This is a genomic window from Kitasatospora viridis (genome assembly GCF_007829815.1).
GTDB classification, from domain to species: domain Bacteria; phylum Actinomycetota; class Actinomycetes; order Streptomycetales; family Streptomycetaceae; genus Kitasatospora; species Kitasatospora viridis.
The window spans coordinates 2,172,728-2,190,259 of record NZ_VIWT01000001.1 but is presented as its reverse complement, the minus strand read 5'-3'; the positions used below and the strand labels follow the sequence as shown (position 1 = coordinate 2,190,259).

The window sequence follows — 17,532 nt, the reverse complement described above, 5'->3', positions numbered from 1 at the left end:
GATGACGAACCATCAGAACCAGGCGGCCGTCTACACCCACGGCCACACCGACGGCGTGCTGCGCTCCCACCGCAGCCGGACCGCGGCGAACTCGGCGGCCTACCTGCTGCCGGAGCTGACGGCGGGTCAGTCCCTGCTCGACGTGGGCTGCGGGCCGGGCACCATCACCGCCGACCTGGCCCAGCTGGTCGGCCCCGAGGGGCGGGTGGTCGCGCTGGACACCTCCGCCGAGGTGCTGGCCGAGGCCGCCGCGTACGCGGCCGACCGGGGGATCGGGAACATCGACTTCGAGGTCGCCGACGTCTTCCAGCTGCCCTACGCGGACGGCGAGTTCGACGTGGTGCACGCCCACCAGGTGCTGCAGCACCTGGCCGACCCGGTCGGCGCGCTGCGCGAGATGCGCCGGGTGCTGGCCCCGGGCGGGGTGCTGGCGGTCCGTGACGCGGACTACGCGGCGATGACCTGGTACCCCGAAGTCCCGGAGCTGGACCGCTGGTTGGAGCTGTACCGGGCGTCCGCCCGGGCCAACCGCGGGGAGCCGGACGCCGGGCGCCGGCTGCTGGCCTGGGCCCGTGCGGCGGGCTTCACCGAGGTCACCGCGAGCAGCGCCACCTGGACCTACGCCACCCCGGGCGAGCGGCTGTGGTGGGGCGAGTCCTGGGCCGAGCGCACCACCGGATCCGGGCTGGCCCGCACCGCGCTGGCCGCGGGCCTGGCCGATCAGGCCGAGCTGGACGCGATCGCGCAGGCCTGGCGCGGCTGGTCGGTCGAGCCGGACGGCTGGTTCGCCGTGCTGCACGGGGAGGTGCTGGCCCGGCGCTGAGCCGGGGGCCGCGCTCGGCTAGAGTCCCCCCGTTCGTCGAACTCGTGCACGAATCGAGGCGGAGCGGTGCAGGAACAGCAGCTGGGCGACGAGGTCCAGGCGGCACCGGAGCCGGACCCGGAGCCCGCGGCCGTGCCCGAGTCGCAGTCCGTGGCCGTGCCCGAGCCCGCTCATGTCCCCGAGCCCGAGCCCGCACCCGCCGCCCCCGGCCTCGACGGCTTCGCGGTCGCCGCGCTGGTCTGCGCGGTCACCGTCGTGCTCTGGCCGCTGGCGCTGGCGTTCGGCGCGGTCGCCCGGGTGCGGATCCGGCGCCGTGGCGGCCGCGGCGGCGCGCTGGCCGTGAGCGGCCTGCTGCTCTCCCTGCTCGGCGTGCTGACCACGGTCGGCCTGGGCCTGGCCCAGGTGCTGCCCGCCCACCCGATCGCCCTGGACGCCGGTCCGGTCTTCTCGCTGCACGCCGGCGACTGCTTCGACCGGGACGGCGGCCGGGTCCGCACCCGGCCCTGCACCACCCCGCACGAGGGCGAGATGGTCGGCACCACCGAGCTGACCGGCGACTCCTTCCCCACCGAGTCGCAGGTGCACGACCAGGCCACCCCGCAGTGCCAGGGCCTGGCGCAGGACTACGCGATGGACCACTGGCTGCTGCCCGCCAAGCTCTCGGTGGACTTCTTCTACCCGAGCCGCGCGGAGTGGGAGGGCGGCCGGCGCACCGCCACCTGCGTGCTGATGGACCAGGGCGGCGGGCTGACCGGCCCGCTGCGCCGGGACCGCTCGACCCTGAGCGCCGACCAGTACCGCTACCTGCGGGCGATGGACGCGATCGACCTGGAGTCGGGCCGCCGCCCGGCCGGCCCGGTGGCCGGCGACCCGGTGGGCTACCGCGAGTGGGCCGGCACCTTCGCCGAGGTGCTCCGGGCGCAGACCGGCGCGCTGCGCTCCGGCGACTGGGGCGCCGCGGTGCGGGGCGCCGCCGGCGCCCAGGCGGACGAGCTGGACCTGCGGGCGGCCGCGCTGGAGCGGGCGGCCGCGGCGCCCGGCCCCGACGAGCTGGCCGCCGCGGTGGCCGAGTCGGACCTGCACAAGGCGCAGGACCGTCAGCTGGCGGTGCGTCAACTGCTGCGGCTCGCGACGGTGCACGGGCAGGGCGGCGCGGCGGGCGGGGGCGGCGCCTCGCAGTCGGTCTGAGCGGCGCCCCGGGGCCGTTCGGGCGCTGCTCCGTTCGTCGCCGATCCAACCAGGACCTTGCGCGATGGGGATTGCCGGTACACCCTTGCGATAGTCGTACTTGAGGCGCTCGTCCCGGTGTCAACCGGGCGAACCGCGACGCCCTGGCCCGTTCGGGTCCGCCCGTCGCGGTGGTCGCCGAAGGTGCGTCGGACGGGGGACCACGGGGGCAGGTGCGGCGAACGGCAGGCGGCGATCGCGGTCGGCCGGGTACGGATCATCGGGTCGGCGGCGGCAGCCGCAGGCTCTCCTTGCGCCGATCAGCGAGCCGGTCGGGCTCGTGACGGCACCGAAACCTCGCCCGTACGTCCCGTTGGCGGGTCGTTCCCACGCTCGTGGGGCGGCCGGTACCGTGCGGGCCCGACTCGACCCCCACCGAGCCGGGCCCGCACGGCGCACTCCCGGTCCCACCGTCAGCACCCCCTAGGGTGTGGCGGCATGGAGAACCGGATCGTGGTCGGCGGCGTCCTCATCCACCACGGCAGGGTGCTGGCCGCCAGGCGCAGCGCCCCGGCCGAGGTGGCCGGGCGCTGGGAGTTCCCGGGCGGCAAGGCCGAGCCCGGCGAGACGCAGCAGCAGGCGCTGGAGCGGGAGCTGTTCGAGGAGTTGGGCGTGCGGGCCCGGGCGGTCGGCCGGCTGCCGGGGGAGTGGCCGATCCGGGCCGGGCTGGTGCTGCGGATCTGGTCCGCCGAGCTGCTGGAGGGCGAGCCGGAGCCGCTGGAGGACCACTCCGAGGTGCGCTGGCTGGGGCCGGACGAGCTGTCGGCGGTGGACTGGCTGGAGCACGACCGGGAGGTGCTGCCGGAGGTCGCGAGGCTGCTCGCCGCCGGCTGACGGACAGTCAGGGCGTCGGTGCCGGTCCCCGGGTCACCCACCTGCCGTCGGGTAGTACGGTTTTCGTGTCGGTATGTCACAGTTCCATATGAGCCGTGACATCAGGAGAGCCAGCACGTGTGGGAGGCCCGGTCGGTGACCAGCACGGGGAGCGGCCGGGCCCGGCCCGGGCGGACCGGAGGGGCGGCCGCTCGCGCGCGCCTGCGCGGGCGCGGAGGGGTCGGCCAGGACCGCCCGCCGGTGCGCGGCGGCGCCGCGCCGGCGGCGCCGGCCTCGGTGCGCGGCGGCCCGGCCGAGCCGTTCCCGCAGGGCGCCCCGGGGCTCGGCGAGCTGCTCGGCGAGCACACCCAGGGCAGCCTCTTCGACATGGTCACGGTGGCCATCGCGATGCTCGACACGGCCGGCCGGGTGGTGCTCTGGAGCCCGGCCGCCGAGCAGCTGCTCGGCTGGCCCAACGAGGTGCTGGTGGGCCGCCGGATCGAGGAGCTGATGGTGGACCAGGCCCTGGTCCTGCGGACCCGGGAGGCGATCGCCCAGGCGCTGCGCACCGGCGGCTGGAAGGGCCTGACCGAACTGCACCACCGGGACGGCCCGCTGGTCCGGGTGGACGCCCGGATCTCGCTGCTGGTGGACGGCGACGGCACCCCGTTCCTGCTGGTCGCGCTCGCCGAGTCGGGCCGGGTGCAGGCCGTGGAGCGCGACCTCGCCGTCCGGGACGCGCTCTTCGAGCAGTCCGCGCTCGGCATCGCGGTGCTCGACACCGAGCTGCGCTACACCGCCGTGAACCAGACCCTGGCCGAGATGAACGGCGTGCCGGCCGAGGAGCACGTCGGCCGCACCACCGGCGAGACCCTGCCGGACCGGGCGGCCGACGAGATCACCGTGATCCAGCGTCAGGTGCTGGCCACCGGCGAGCCGGTGATCGACGTGACCCTGGCCTCCCCGCTGACCGCCCGCACCGGCGGCTACCGCTCGATGTCGTACAGCCGGCTGACCGACCGGGCCGGCCGGGTGCTCGGCATCTCCGGCACCGTGATGGACGTGACCGAGCGCTACCGGGCGGTGGCCAAGGTCGAGCACGCCCGCCGCCGGCTCGCGCTGCTCAACGAGTTCGGCTCGCGGATCGGCGACCTGCTGGACGCCGGCCGGATCGCCCAGGAGCTGGCCGGCGCCGCGGTGCCCCGGCTCGCCGACTTCGCGGGCGCGATCCTGCTCCAGGCGGTGGAGCACGGGGACGACCTGCCCAAGCACGGCCACGACCGCCGCACCTCGCTGCTGCAGCTCGGCGTGGCGGCCAACCGGGACGGCGCGGACGTCGAGGTGATGCTCCGTCGGGGCGCCCGGGTGACCTTCGCCGAGGACTCCTCGTTCGGCCGGGTGCTGCGCACCGGCGTGCCCGAACTGCTCTCCGGCTCCGAGGAGTTGGAGAGCGCCACGTATCCCGGCGACCCCAAGGTGCGGGCCGCCCAGGCGCTCGGCGTGCACTCGGTGCTGGTGGTGCCGCTGCGGGCCCGCGGGATCGTGATCGGGCTGCTGGTGCTCAGCCGGGCCGGCCGCCGGGAGGGCTTCGACCGGGACGACCTGGCCTTCTCGGTGGAGCTGGCCGACCGGGCCGGCAGCTCGCTGGACAACGCCCGGCTCTACGTCCGCGAGCGCACCGCCGCGCTCACCCTGCAGCGCACCCTGCTGCCCCAGCAGGTGCCGCAGCCCACCGGCCTGGAGGTGGCCTACCGGTACGTGCCGGGCAGCAGCGGCACCGAGGTCGGCGGCGACTGGTTCGACGTCATCCCGCTGCCCGGCGACCGGACCGCGCTGGTGGTCGGCGACGTGATGGGGCACGGGCTGCGGGCGGCCGCCACGATGGGTCGGCTGCGCACCGCGGTGCGGGTGCTGGCCGCCCTGGACCTGCCGCCGGACGTGCTGCTGCGGCACGTCCACGAGCTGGCCGACGACCTGGCGCAGGGTCCGGACGAGGCGCTGCTGGCGACCTGCGTCTACGCCGTCTACGACCCCGCCACCGCGCGGCTGACCATGGCCAAGGCGGGCCACATCCCGCCGGTGCTGGTCAGCCCGGAGCGGCCCGGCCCGGCCCGCTCCGGCGGCCCGCTGCCGGGCGGCCGGGGGCGGGTGCTGGAGCTGCCCTCGGGGGCGCCGCTGGGGGTCGGCGGGGTGGCCTTCGAGTCGGTCGAGCTCAAGGTGCCGGAGGGCAGCGTGCTGGCGCTGTGCACGGACGGCCTGGTGGAGTCGCGGGACAAGGACCTGGACGTCGGGCTGGGGCGGCTGCAGTCGGTGCTGGAGAAGCCCTACCCGTCCATCCAGCACGCCTGCGAGGCGGTGCTGGACACCATGGAGCAGGGCCGCGAGCCGGACGACGTGGCACTGCTGCTGGCCCGGCTGGGCCGCGGCGAGGAGGGCGCCCGGACGGTCGGCTGGACCCTGCCGGCCGAGCCGACCGCGGTCTCCCGGGCCCGCCGGCTGGTCCGCGGGGCGCTGCGGGACTGGGACGTGGCCGAACTGACCGACACCGTCGAGCTGCTGGTGAGCGAGCTGGTGACCAACTCGGTGCGGTACGCCAGCGCGCCGATCGGGGTCCGGCTGACCCTGGCCGGGGTGCTGCTGGTGGAGATCTCTGACCCGATGCCGGACCCGCCCAGGGAGCGGCACGCGGCCGAGGCGGACGAGGGCGGGCGGGGCCTGGAGCTGGTCCGCCGGCTGGCGCTGCGCTGGGGGGCCAGGGCCGAGGGGATGGGCAAAGTGGTCTGGTTCGAGCAGGAATTGCCGGGGAAGGAGGCGGATCGGGAATGAACCGAGCGGATTCTTCGAGCAGATTTTCGAATAGCGCCCGCCTGTCCATGACAATCGGGGGGTGGGCGCACGGAAGCGGACCGGGGGCGCGGGTGCGGCGGGCCGGTGGTGCGGGGCGCCGGACAAAAACCTTCGCTCGATTTGATGTTGTGATGTCGGGGGCGTGTGCGGCCGCCCCCGGATGATGAATACTCGGTCTTCTCGACATCCGGATGGTCGCGGGTTGGAGGGGTCGGTCCTTGAACAGCATGCCGGCGCGGGAAGCGCTGACTGGCAGCAGCGGCCATGCCGCGGTGCCCGGGCAGTCGGGCGCGCCGCCGGTCGCACCGCCGCCCCCCTCCCCGGTGCAGCAGGCCCGCTGGGGTGACATCGACCCCGGGTCGATCTACGAGTACATCCGGGTCGCCACCTTCGCGATCGGGCCGGACGGCCGGATCAACCAGTGGAGCGAGCGGGCCGCCGACTTCTTCGCGCTGCCCGCCGAGGAGGCGCTCGGCGCCGACCCGGTCACCGCCCTGGTGCCGCGCGAGCACTGGCGCAACGGCCGGGCCCGGCTGGAGCGCACGCTCGCCGGCGAGGAGTGGATCGGCACCACCCCGTACCTCGACCGCGAGGGCAGCGAGAGCCTCGCCGAGGTCTACCTGATGCCGGCCGCCGGCCACGCCTCCGAGGACGGCACCCCCGGCGCGCTCTGCCTCGCCGTGGACCTCGGCAAGCTGCGCCGGATCGAGACCGACCTGGCCGCCTCGGCGGCGGTTTTCGGCCAGACTCCGAGCGGCTTCTTCCTGTTCGACCGCGAGCTGCGGCTGCAACGCGTCAACAAGGCCTTCGCCGACGCGGTCGGGGTGCCGGCCGAGCTGCTGGCCGGCCGCGGCGCCCACGACCTCTTCGTGCCCGCCGAGGCCGAGCGGCTGCAGGCGGCGGTCCGTCAGGTGCTGGCCACCGGCGACCCGGTGGTGGACCTGCGGTTCAGCGGCAGCCTGCCGTCCCGCGGCGGCGAGCGCCGCTGGGCGATCTCGCTCTACCGGCTCACCGGCCCGGGCGAGCGCCCGATCGGCGTGGCCGGCCAGGTCAACGACGTGACCAGCCGGCTGGTCGCCGAGCGCGAGGCCGCCGGGGTGCGGCGCAACCTGGCCCTGGTCAACGAGGCCAGCGCGCACATCGGCTCCACCCTCGACCTGGAGACCACCGCCAAGGAACTGCTGGACGTCGTCGTCCCGCAGTTCTGCGACCTGGCCACGGTCGACCTGTACTCCGCGCTGCTCTCCGGCGAGACCGGCCCCGCGCTGGCCGGCGCCGGCCGCGGCGGCGCCTACGACGGCAGCGGCGAACTGCGCCGGGTGGCCGTCTCCAGCGTGGTCGGCGACGCCGCCGCGGTGCTCGGCGGCGACAGCGCGGCCTACGGCGAGCTGGGCTACGGCGCCCGGCTGGCCGCCGCCGAGGCCGGCGGCACGCTCTGCTACCCGCCCCGCTCGCCGCACGCCCGGGCGCTGCGCACCGGCCGCAGCGCGATCCCCGACCCCGGCCCGGACCCGCTGCTGCGCTCCACCCTGGTGGTCCCGCTGGTGGCGCGAAACCAGGTGCTCGGCCTGGTCCAGCTCTCCCGGGCGATCGGCAGCGAGCCGTTCGACGCCCGCGACGTGGCGATCGCCGAGGAGATCGCCGCCCGCGCCGCGGTCTGCGTGGACAACGCCCGGCTCTACCGGCGCGAGCACGAGCGCGCGCTGATCCTGCAGCGCAGCCTGCTGCCCCCGGGCAACCCGGAGGCCAGCGGCCTGGAGATCGCCTGCCGCTACCGCCCGAGCAGCAACAACACCGAGGTCGGCGGCGACTGGTTCGACGTCATCCCGCTGCCCGGCAACCGCACCGCGCTGGTGATCGGCGACGTGATGGGCCGCGGCCTGCGGGCCGCGGTGGCGATGGGTCAGCTGCGCACCGCCGTGCGGACCTTGGCGATGCTCGACCTGGAGCCGGCCGAGGTGCTCGGCGCGCTGGACGACATCGCCCGCGGCCTCGGCGACCCCGGCCCCGGCCCGCTGCCCGGCTACGGCCGCCCGGACCGGCCGGTGGACGAGCACGCGGCCGAGGTCTACCTGGCCACCTGCGTCTACGCGGTCTTCGACGCGGTCACCCGGCGGTGCACCTTCGCCAACGCCGGCCACCTGCCCCCGGTGCTGCTCAGCCCCGGCGAGCCGGCCCGGATGCTGGACGTGCCGCCGGGCCTGCCGCTCGGCGTGGGCGGCGAGCCGTTCGAGGAGGTCACCCTGGAGCTGCCGGACGGCGCCCTGCTCGGCCTCTACACCGACGGCCTGGTGGAGTCCCGCAAGCACCAGCTGGACGAGGGCCTGCTGGCCTTCCGGCTGGCCCTGCAGAACGGCGGCCCGGTCCTGGAGACGCTCTGCGACCAGGTGCTCAACGAGCTGGACCCGCACCACGGCGAGGACGACATCGCGCTGCTGATGGCCCGGGTGCGGGCCTTCCCGGAGGACGCGGTCGGCGACTGGCGGCTGCCCCCGGAGCCCACCTCGGTGGCCAAGGCCCGCGAACTGGCCTGCGGCTGGCTGCTGGTGCGCGGTCTGGAGGAGCTGGTGGACACCACCGAGCTGCTGGTCAGCGAGCTGGTGACGAACGCGCTGAAGCACGGCCGGGGCGACATCCGGTTGCGCCTGCTGAAGGACACCACGATGGTCTGCGAGGTCTGGGACGACGGCTACGCCCAGCCCCGCCAGCGCCGCGCCCAGGAGACCGACGAGGGCGGCCGCGGCCTCCAGCTGGTCAGCCTGCTGGCCGAACGCTGGGGCAGCCGCCGCACCCCGCACGGGAAGATCGTCTGGTTCGAGCTCTCGATCTGATGCTCAGTCGGAGCGGGGCCGCCGGCCGATCTTCGACCCGAGCCAGACCAGCGGGTCGTACTTGCGGTCGGCGACCCGCTCCTTGAGCGGGATCAGCGCGTTGTCGGTGATCCGGATGTGCTCGGGGCAGACCTCGGTGCAGCACTTGGTGATGTTGCAGTAGCCCAGGCCGTGCTCCTCCTGGGCGGCCCGCTTGCGGTCCGGCGCGGCGTCCAGCGGGTGCATGTCCAGCTCGGCCAGCCGCATCAGGAACCGCGGGCCGGCGAAGGCCGGCTTGTTCTCCTCGTGGTCGCGCACCACGTGGCAGGTGTCCTGGCAGAGGAAGCACTCGATGCACTTGCGGAACTCCTGCGAGCGCTCGACGTCCTGCTGCGCCATCCGGTACTCGCCCGGGGCCAGCCCGGGCGGCGGCACGAAGGAGGGCACCTCGCGGGCCTTGGCGTAGTTGAAGCCGACGTCGGTCACCAGGTCGCGCACCGAGGGGAAGGCGCGCAGCGGGGTCAGCACCACCGGGCCGTCCGGCGGCAGCGCGGACATCCGGGTCATGCAGAGCAGCCGGGGCCGCCCGTTCACCTCGGCGCTGCACGAGCCGCACTTGCCGGCCTTGCAGTTCCACCGCACCGCCAGGTCGGGGGCCTGGGTGGCCTGCAGCCGGTGCACCAGGTCCAGCACCACCTCGCCCTCGTTCACCTCCACCCGGTACGAGGCGAAGTCGCCCTCGCCCGCCGCACCGCGCCAGATCCGGAACTCACGCGTGCTCATCGGTCAGCTCCTCGGGGGTGAAGTACTTCGCCAGTTCGGTCCGGTCGAAGAGCGCCAGCAGGTCCGGCCGCAGGGCGGGCAGCGGCTGCCGGACCACCTCCACCGACTCCCCCGAGAGCCCGCAGACCAGGTTGGAGCGCCGCCAGTCGCGGTCCATCGCGGGCCAGTCCTCCCTGGTGTGCCCGCCCCGGCTCTCCCGCCGCAGCAGCGCGGCCCGGGCCACGCACTCCGAGACCAGCAGCATGTTGCGCAGGTCCAGGGCCAGGTGCCAGCCGGGGTTGAACTGCCGGTGGCCCTCCACGCCCACCCGGGCGGCCCGGTCCCGCAGCTCGGCGAGCCGCTCCAGCGCCTGCTTCACCTCGCCGGCCCGGCGGATGATGCCGACCAGGTCGTTCATGGTCTGCTGGAGTTCCTGGTGCAGCGCGTACGGGTGCTCACCGCCGTCGCCGAACGGCGCCAGCGCCTCGGCCCGGGCGGCGGCCAGCTGCTCCTCGGCGACGGCCGGACGCTCGGTGAGCCCGGTCGCGTAGGCGGCCGCGTGCAGTCCGGCCCGGCGGCCGAAGACCAGCAGGTCGGAGAGCGAGTTGCCGCCCAGCCGGTTGGCGCCGTGCATCCCGCCGGCCACCTCGCCGGCCGCGAAGAGCCCGGGCACGGCCGGGCTTGCGGCGGTGTCCGGGTCGACCTCGACCCCGCCCATCACGTAGTGGCAGGTCGGCCCGACCTCCATCGGCTCCTTGGTGATGTCCACGTCGGCGAGCTCGCGGAACTGGTGGTGCATCGAGGGCAGCCGGCGGATGATCTCCTCGGCCGGCAGCCGGGAGGACACGTCCAGGTAGACCCCGCCGTGCGGGGTGCCGCGGCCGGCCTTGACCTCGGAGTTGATCGCCCGGGCCACCTCGTCCCTGGGCAGCAGCTCGGGCGGGCGGCGGTTGGCGGCCGGGTCGGCGTACCAGCCGTCGGCCTCCTCCTCGGTCTCGGCGTACTGCGGGCGGAAGACGTCCGGCACGTAGTCGAACATGAAGCGCCGGCCGTCGCTGTTGCGCAGCACCCCGCCGTCGCCGCGCACCGACTCGGTGACCAGGATGCCCTTCACCGAGGGCGGCCAGACCATGCCGGTCGGGTGGAACTGGACGAACTCCATGTTGAGCAGCCGGGCCCCGGCGAGCAGCGCCAGCGCGTGCCCGTCGCCGGTGTACTCCCAGGAGTTGGAGGTCACCTTGAAGCTCTTGCCGATGCCGCCGGTGGCCAGCACCACGGCGGGCGCGGCGATGGCGAAGAACTCGCCGCTCTCCCGGACGTAGCCGAACACCCCGGAAACCCGGTCACCCTCCTTCAATATCCGGGTCACCGTGTATTCCTGGAATATTCGCAATCCCGATTCGTACCCTGCTGGATCCTTCCGGCCAGTCGCCCGGTGGTCGGCCTGCTGCAGCGCCACGACCTTCTGCTGCAGGGTGCGGATGAGTTCCAGTCCGGTGCGGTCGCCGACGTGGGCCAGCCGCGGGTACTCGTGGCCGCCGAAGTTGCGCTGGGAGATCCGCCCGTCGGCGGTGCGGTCGAAGAGCGCGCCCCAGGTCTCCAGCTCCCAGACCCGGTCGGGGGCCTCCTTGGCGTGCAGCTCGGCCATCCGCGGGTGGTTGAGGAACTTGCCGCCGCGCATGGTGTCGCGGAAGTGCACCTGCCAGTCGTCCGAACCGTTGGCGTTGCCCATCGAGGCGGCGATGCCGCCCTCGGCCATCACGGTGTGCGCCTTGCCGAAGAGTGACTTGCAGATCACCGCGACCCGGGCGCCGCGCTCCCGCGCCTCGATCGCGGCCCGCAGTCCGGCCCCGCCGGCGCCCACCACCACGACGTCGTACTCGTCCATGCGTGCCCCCTAGAAGAACCGCGGGTCGGCGAAGGCGCCCGACGCGACCAGGTAGACGTAGAGGTCGGCCAGGCCGACCGAGGCCAACGAGCACCAGGCCAGCAGCATGTGGTGCCGGTTCAACCGGCCGACGAACTGCCAGGCGCGGTAGCGCACCGGGTGCTTGGAGAAGTGCTTGAGCCGGCCGCCGACGATGTGCCGGCAGGAGTGGCAGGAGAGCGTGTAGGCCCAGATCAGCGCCACGTTGGCGAGCAGCACCAGGGTGCCCAGGCCCGCGTGGCCCCACTGCCCGGCCGGGTTCCGCAAGCCCAGCACCGCGTCGTAGGTGAGGATCCCGGCGACCGGCACCGCCAGGTAGAAGAAGTACCGGTGCAGGTTCTGCAGCACCAGCGGGAACCGGGTCTCGCCGCTGTAGCGGGCGTGCGGCTCGGCCACCGCGCAGGCCGGCGGGGAGGACCAGAAAGCGCGGTAGTAGGCCTTCCGGTAGTAGTAGCAGGTCAGCCGGAAGCCGAGCGGGAAGATCAGCACCAGCAGGGCGGGGGAGAGCTTCCACCAGCCGCCGATCAGGGCCCAGTCCGCCCCGCCCTTCATCGGCACGCAGCGCGCGGCCAGGCAGGGCGAGTAGAACGGCGAGACGTACGGGGCCGCGTAGTAGTCGGCCGCGTCGAAGGCCCGCCAGGTCGAGTAGCCGACGAAGAGCAGCAGGCCGATCGCGGTGGCGAGCTGGGGGACCCACCAGCGGTCGGTGCGCAGCGTCCGTTCCGGGATCGATGCGCGCTTGGTCGTTGTGGCCATTCTGCGAGTGTGACCTTGATCACATTCCCTGGGAAGGGGTCGTGCCGTGCGGGTTCCGCCAACGGGGTGTCAGCTTGTCGTGCCGTCAGCTCTTCTCCGGCCCGCTGGAGTTGAGTGGACGTCATGAAGCGACTGCTCGCGGCGGCCGTGCTGCTGCTCCCCGCACTGGCCGGCTGCTCGGGCGGGTCCGCTCCCGCCGCCCCGAAGCCCGTCGTCGCCGCCGACCTCACGCCGGCCGACCGGGCCGCGGTGCGCGAGGGCGGCACGCTGCGCTGGGCGGTCGACGAGGTGCCGGCCGCCCTGGACGTCTACGCGGCCGACGCGCCGCCGGACACCGCGCTGATCGCGCACGCCCTGCTGCCCAGCCTCTACCGGCTGGACGAGCGGGGGCGCCCGGTGGCCGACCCGGACTACCTGGCGGGCGCGGAGCAGCACGGCAGCACGGTGGTCTACCGGCTCAACCCCAAGGCGGTGTGGAGCGACGGCACTCCACTGACCGCGGCCGACTTCACGGCCCAGTGGACGGCGCTGCGCGCCGCCAACCCGGGCTACGGGGCGATCGAGTCGGTCGGCCCGGGCGCCGGACCGCACCAGGTGAAGGTGGTCTTCCGGCAGCCGTACCAGGATTGGCAGGGCCTGTTCAGCCCGCTCTACCCGGCCGGGGGCCTGCCGCTCTCGGCCGGTCCGTTCGCCCTGCGCACGCTGGACGCCAAGGGCGGCCGGGCGGTCCTGGTGCGCTCCCCGCACTGGTGGGGCGACGCCCCCAAGGTCGACGAGCTCGACTTCCTGGCCACGACGGACCGGCTGGCCGCCCTCCAGCAGAACCAGGTCGACGTCGCCGCCCTGGAGGGCACCGTGGACCACCCCCCGGTGGCGGCCTCGGCGGACGCCGTGGACAGCGCCGTCCGGCTGGTCCACCGGGCCGAGTCGCTGACCGGCGTCACCCTGCACCGGGCCGCCGCCCCGGCCTTCACCCAGCTGACCCTGAACGGCGCCCGCGGCCCGCTGGCGGACGCCGGGGTGCGCCGGGCGGTGGCCGCGCTGGTGGACCGGGCCAAGCTGGCCGACGCCGCGCTCACCCCGCTCGGCCTGCCCGCCGCACCGCTCGGCAACCACCTGCTGATGGCCGATCAGGCGGGCTACCAGGACGACAGCGCCGCGCTGGCCGACACCGCCAAGCAGCTGCGCCTGGACCTCTCGCTGATCTACCCGGACGGCTCGGCCGCCGCCCGCCGCACCGTCGACGCCCTGGTCGCCCAGCTGGCCCCGCGGGGCGTCGCCGTGACGGCGCACGCGGTGCCCGCGGCCGGCTTCGTGCCCGACCACCTGGCGGTCGGCGACTGGGACCTGGCGCTCTTCTCCTGGCCCGCCACCGCCTTCCCGGCGGTGGACGAGCGCCCGCTCTACGCCAAGCCGCGGCCCGGCCCGGACGGCCGCCCGGTGCCCGGCCTCAACTACGGGGGCACCGGAACCGACGAGATCGACCAGCTCTTCGACCGGGCCGCCGCCGAGCCGGACCAGGCCCGCCGGACCGCGCTGCTGCTCCAGGCCGACCAGCGGATCTGGCAGGAGGGCCACTCGGTGCCGCTCTACCAGCGCCCCGAACTGGTCGCCGTGCGCGCCCCGGTGGCCGGCGCGGGCGCCTACGGCTTCGGCTGGCCGCGCTACCAGGACCTCGGCTTCCTGCGCTGACCACCCCGTCCGGCGCGCTCCGCTGAGCAGCGCCACCCGGCGGCCACGTACCATAGGACAAGCCGTGGCATGTGCCGCCCGGCAGGTGGACCGGTCAGGGAATGCACCGGGGCGCCACAACCCACGACTCCGGGAGAGTTCGCTCCGCATGCCCACGCGCAATGACATCCGCAACGTCGCCATCGTCGCCCACGTCGACCACGGCAAGACGACCCTGGTCGACGCGATGCTCAAGCAGGCTGGTGCCTTCGCGGCCCACCAGCACCTTGACGACCGCATGATGGACTCGAACGACCTGGAGCGCGAGAAGGGCATCACCATTCTCGCGAAGAACACCGCGGTCAAGTACCACCCCAAGGAGGGTGGCGCGCCGATCACCATCAACATCATCGACACCCCGGGTCACGCCGACTTCGGTGGCGAGGTCGAGCGCGGCCTCTCGATGGTGGACGCGGTCGTCCTGCTGGTCGACGCCTCCGAGGGCCCGCTGCCGCAGACCCGCTTCGTGCTGCGCAAGGCGCTGACCGCGAAGCTGCCGGTCATCCTGTGCATCAACAAGACCGACCGTCCGGACTCCCGGATCGACGAGGTCATCAACGAGACCTACGACCTCTTCCTGGACCTCGACGCCACCGAGGACCAGATCGAGTTCCCGATCGTCTACGCCTGTGCCCGTGACGGCGTCGCCTCGCTGACCAAGCCGGAGAACGGCACCGTCCCGGCCGACAGCGACTCGCTGGAGCCGTTCTTCTCCACCATCCTGGCGCACGTCCCGGCCCCGGAGTACGACGAGGACGCCCCGCTGCAGGCGCACGTCACCAACCTGGACGCCGACAACTTCCTCGGCCGCATCGCGCTCTGCCGCGTCGAGCAGGGCGAGCTGCGCAAGGGCCAGCAGGTCGCGTGGATGAAGCGGGACGGCTCGATCCAGCAGGTCAAGATCACCGAGCTGCTGATGACCGAGGCGCTCACCCGCAAGCCGGCCGAGGTGGCCGGCCCGGGCGACATCTGCGCCGTCGCCGGCATCCCCGACATCATGATCGGCGAGACCCTGGCCGACCTGGAGAACCCGGTCGCGCTGCCGCTGATCACGGTGGACGAGCCGGCCATCTCCATGGTCATCGGCACCAACACCTCGCCGCTGGTCGGCAAGGGCGGCAAGGGCCACAAGGTCACCGCCCGCATGGTGAAGGACCGCCTGGACCGCGAGCTGATCGGTAACGTCTCGCTGCGCGTCATCCCGACCGAGCGCCCCGACGCCTGGGAGGTGCAGGGCCGCGGTGAGCTGGCGCTGGCCATCCTGGTCGAGACCATGCGCCGGGAGCTCTTCGAGCTGACCGTCGGCAAGCCGCAGGTCGTCACCAAGGTCGTCAACGGCAAGGTGCACGAGCCGGTCGAGCGGATGACCATCGACAGCCCCGAGGAGTACCTCGGCGCGATCACCCAGCTGATGGCCGTCCGCAAGGGCCGCATGGAGACCATGACGAACCACGGCTCCGGCTGGGTCCGCATGGAGTTCATCGTGCCGTCGCGCGGTCTGATCGGGTTCCGCACCCAGTTCCTGACCGACACCCGCGGCACCGGCATCGCGCACAGCATCTTCGAGGGCCACGAGCCGTGGTTCGGCGAGCTGCGGATGCGCAACAACGGTTCGCTGGTGGCCGACCGCGCCGGTGTCGTGACCCCGTTCGCCATGATGGGCATCCAGGAGCGCGGCACCCTGTTCGTCGAGCCCACCACCGAGGTGTACGAGGGCATGATCGTCGGCGAGAACTCGCGCCAGGACGACATGGACATCAACATCACCAAGGAGAAGAAGCTCACCAACATGCGTGCGGCCTCCTCCGACACCACCGAGAACCTGGTGCCGCCGCGCAAGCTCTCGCTGGAGCAGTCGCTGGAGTTCTGCCGCGAGGACGAGTGCATCGAGGTGACCCCGGAGACCGTGCGCATCCGCAAGGTCGTCCTGGACCAGAAGGAGCGCGGCCGGACCGCCTCGCGCGCCAAGAAGGCCTGACGCCTCGCCAGTCGACGCACCGTCAGCCGGCTCCCCCTCGGGGGAGCCGGCTGACGGCGTTTCAGCACCCGTTCGGTCGTACTGTGGGCCCGACTGGCCCTGCTGCGGGTGCGCCGCCGCGATCTGACCCTTCGAATGGGGTGTGATGCACCACACACCCCGGTAGGAGGGACATCCATGCGCGCAGCCAAGATCCGCTGGGCCATCGTCGCTGTCACCTCGGTGGCCCTGGCGGCCACCGGCTGCAGCAGCAGCAAGAGCAGCGGCGGTTCGTCGTCCGGCGGAGTCGTCCGAGCCTGGTGGGGCGACCCGCAGAACCCGTTGGAACCGGCGAACACCAACGAGGTGAACGGCGCCACGGTGATGAACAACATCTTCGCCGGCCTGGTCCAGTACGACCCCAAGACGAGCGCCGCGAGCAACGCCAACGCCGACTCGATCACCTCCTCCGACCAGCAGAACTGGACGGTGAAGCTGAAGCCGGGCTGGAAGTTCAGCGACGGCACGACGGTGACCGCGAAGTCCTACGTGGACGCCTGGAACTACGGCGCGCTCTCCACCAACAAGCAGATCGACGCCAGCTTCTTCGCCTACGTCCAGGGCTACAACGACGTCGCCCCGGCCACCGGCTCGCCGACCGCGCAGACCATGTCCGGCCTCAAGGTGGTGGACGACAACACCTTCACGGTGGCGCTCACCCAGAAGTTCTCCACCTGGCCGCAGACCCTGGGCTACAACGCCTACTACCCGCTGCCCGCTGCCTTCTTCAGCGACCACGCCGGCTACCTCAACAAGCCGATCGGCAACGGGCCCTACATGGTCCAGTCGTACACCCGCAGCCAGCAGATGCAGCTGGTGCCGAACCCGGACTACAGCGGTGCCAACAAGCCGAAGAACGGCGGCATCACGCTGACCGTCTACACCGACCCGAACGCGGCCTACTCGGACCTGCAGTCCGGCGCGCTGGACGTGGACAACACGCTCTCCACCACCGCGCTGAAGACGCTGGCCGGCGGGGCGAGCGGCGGGCGGTTCCTGAACACCCCGGCCGGCATCATCCAGACCATCTCGTTCCCGCTCTACCAGGCGAACTGGAACACCGAGAACGCCAAGCTGGTGCGCCAGGGCATCTCGATGGCGATCGACCGGCCCACCATCACGAAGACCATCTTCACCAACACCCGGACCCCGGCCACCGACTGGACCTCCCCGGTGCTCGGCGACTCCGGCGGCTACAAGGCCGGGCTCTGCGGTGACCTGTGCACCTACAACCCGACCAAGGCCAAGCAGCTGATCCAGCAGGGCGGCGGCATCCCCGGCGGCCAGCTGACGATCAGTTACAACGCCGACGGCGGCCACAAGGACTGGGTCGACGCCACCTGCAACAGCATCAACCAGGCACTGGGCAACAACAACGCCTGCGTCGGGAACCCGATCGGCACCTTCGCGGACTTCCGCAACCAGGTCACCAGCCAGAAGATGACCGGCGCCTTCCGCACCGGCTGGCAGATGGACTACCCGCTGATCCAGGACTTCATGCAGCCGGTCTACACGGTCGGCGGCTCGTCCAACGACTCGCACTACAACAACCCGGCCTTCGACAGCCAGGTGAACACCGCGAACGCCGAGCCCGACCAGGCCAAGTCCGTCGCGGACTTCCAGACCGCGGAGAAGATGCTGGTCACCGACGTGCCGGCGATCCCGCTCTGGTACCAGAACGGCACGGTCGCCTGGTCCAACCACGTCAACAACGTGACGCTCGACCCGTTCAGCATCCCGGTCTACTGGCAGATCACCACCAGCTAGCCCGGCGCCGGCGGCCCGCTCCCGCGCGGAGCGGGCCGCCGCCGCTCGTCCG

The 17,532-nt window shown here is 73.3% G+C and carries 11 protein-coding genes; 8 read left to right on the top strand and 3 right to left on the bottom strand.

All coding sequences use genetic code 11. The annotated features are described in order from the left end of the window. The first annotated feature begins 1 nt into the window (after position 1). From FHX73_RS09595 to FHX73_RS09575, 5 genes are all read left to right on the top strand, one after another. Complete coding sequence (locus tag FHX73_RS09595; RefSeq protein ID WP_145904596.1) at positions 2-823, top strand: methyltransferase domain-containing protein; 822 nt, start codon at positions 2-4, stop codon at positions 821-823. Positions 824-889: 66 nt separating this feature from the next. Next, a complete protein-coding gene (locus FHX73_RS09590) occupies positions 890-2,011 on the top strand; it encodes a septum formation family protein (RefSeq protein ID WP_145904595.1) in 1,122 nt (373 codons plus the stop codon). 477 nt (positions 2,012-2,488) lie between these two features. Next, positions 2,489-2,884 (top strand): (deoxy)nucleoside triphosphate pyrophosphohydrolase, encoded by a 396-nt coding sequence (locus tag FHX73_RS09585; protein ID WP_145904594.1) that lies wholly within the window; start codon positions 2,489-2,491, stop codon positions 2,882-2,884. A gap of 135 nt (positions 2,885-3,019) precedes the next feature. Beyond that, complete coding sequence (locus FHX73_RS09580) at positions 3,020-5,689, top strand: SpoIIE family protein phosphatase (protein ID WP_246213437.1); 2,670 nt, start codon at positions 3,020-3,022, stop codon at positions 5,687-5,689. Positions 5,690-5,937: 248 nt separating this feature from the next. Next, positions 5,938-8,541: a SpoIIE family protein phosphatase gene (locus FHX73_RS09575; RefSeq protein WP_145908175.1), complete on the top strand. Its 2,604-nt coding sequence runs from the start codon at positions 5,938-5,940 to the stop codon at positions 8,539-8,541. 3 nt (positions 8,542-8,544) lie between these two features. Here the strand turns inward: FHX73_RS09575 and FHX73_RS09570 are convergent, their stop codons facing one another. The 3 genes from FHX73_RS09570 to FHX73_RS09560 are packed head-to-tail and all read right to left on the bottom strand — an operon-like array spanning position 8,545 to position 11,965. Further along, positions 8,545-9,303, bottom strand: a complete 759-nt coding sequence (locus FHX73_RS09570) for a succinate dehydrogenase/fumarate reductase iron-sulfur subunit (protein ID WP_145904593.1) — start codon at positions 9,301-9,303, stop codon at positions 8,545-8,547. Next, positions 9,290-11,170 (bottom strand): fumarate reductase/succinate dehydrogenase flavoprotein subunit, encoded by a 1,881-nt coding sequence (locus FHX73_RS09565; protein ID WP_145904592.1) that lies wholly within the window; start codon positions 11,168-11,170, stop codon positions 9,290-9,292. The genes FHX73_RS09570 and FHX73_RS09565 overlap by 14 nt, the downstream gene beginning before the upstream one ends. Positions 11,171-11,179: 9 nt before the next feature. After that, complete coding sequence (locus FHX73_RS09560; protein ID WP_145904591.1) at positions 11,180-11,965, bottom strand: hypothetical protein; 786 nt, start codon at positions 11,963-11,965, stop codon at positions 11,180-11,182. Between the two features lie 123 nt (positions 11,966-12,088). Between FHX73_RS09560 and FHX73_RS09555 the strand changes: the two genes are divergently transcribed. The 3 genes from FHX73_RS09555 to FHX73_RS09545 all read left to right on the top strand — a co-directional run bounded on the left by FHX73_RS09555 (position 12,089) and on the right by FHX73_RS09545 (position 17,480). Then, complete coding sequence (locus tag FHX73_RS09555) at positions 12,089-13,657, top strand: ABC transporter family substrate-binding protein (protein ID WP_145904590.1); 1,569 nt, start codon at positions 12,089-12,091, stop codon at positions 13,655-13,657. Positions 13,658-13,805: 148 nt separating this feature from the next. Further along, positions 13,806-15,674, top strand: coding sequence for a translational GTPase TypA (typA, locus tag FHX73_RS09550; protein WP_145904589.1), 1,869 nt, complete (start codon positions 13,806-13,808; stop codon positions 15,672-15,674). A gap of 177 nt (positions 15,675-15,851) precedes the next feature. After that, the gene (locus FHX73_RS09545) at positions 15,852-17,480 is read left to right on the top strand and encodes a peptide ABC transporter substrate-binding protein (protein ID WP_145904588.1); all 1,629 of its coding nucleotides are present in this window, start codon (positions 15,852-15,854) and stop codon (positions 17,478-17,480) included. The last annotated feature ends 52 nt before the right edge of the window (positions 17,481-17,532 follow it).

What these genes read in the sequence shown, in the direction of transcription:
- FHX73_RS09565 (WP_145904592.1), bottom strand. Translation starts at nt 11,170, where the DNA reads ATGGACGAGTACGACGTCGTGGTGGTGGGCGCCGGCGGGGCCGGACTG.
- FHX73_RS09545 (WP_145904588.1), top strand. Translation starts at nt 15,852, where the DNA reads ATGCGCGCAGCCAAGATCCGCTGGGCCATCGTCGCTGTCACCTCGGTG.
- FHX73_RS09595 (WP_145904596.1), top strand. Translation starts at nt 2, where the DNA reads ATGACGAACCATCAGAACCAGGCGGCCGTCTACACCCACGGCCACACC.
- FHX73_RS09585 (WP_145904594.1), top strand. Translation starts at nt 2,489, where the DNA reads ATGGAGAACCGGATCGTGGTCGGCGGCGTCCTCATCCACCACGGCAGG.
- typA (WP_145904589.1), top strand. Translation starts at nt 13,806, where the DNA reads ATGCCCACGCGCAATGACATCCGCAACGTCGCCATCGTCGCCCACGTC.
- FHX73_RS09560 (WP_145904591.1), bottom strand. Translation starts at nt 11,965, where the DNA reads ATGGCCACAACGACCAAGCGCGCATCGATCCCGGAACGGACGCTGCGC.
- FHX73_RS09555 (WP_145904590.1), top strand. Translation starts at nt 12,089, where the DNA reads ATGAAGCGACTGCTCGCGGCGGCCGTGCTGCTGCTCCCCGCACTGGCC.
- FHX73_RS09575 (WP_145908175.1), top strand. Translation starts at nt 5,938, where the DNA reads ATGCCGGCGCGGGAAGCGCTGACTGGCAGCAGCGGCCATGCCGCGGTG.
- FHX73_RS09570 (WP_145904593.1), bottom strand. Translation starts at nt 9,303, where the DNA reads ATGAGCACGCGTGAGTTCCGGATCTGGCGCGGTGCGGCGGGCGAGGGC.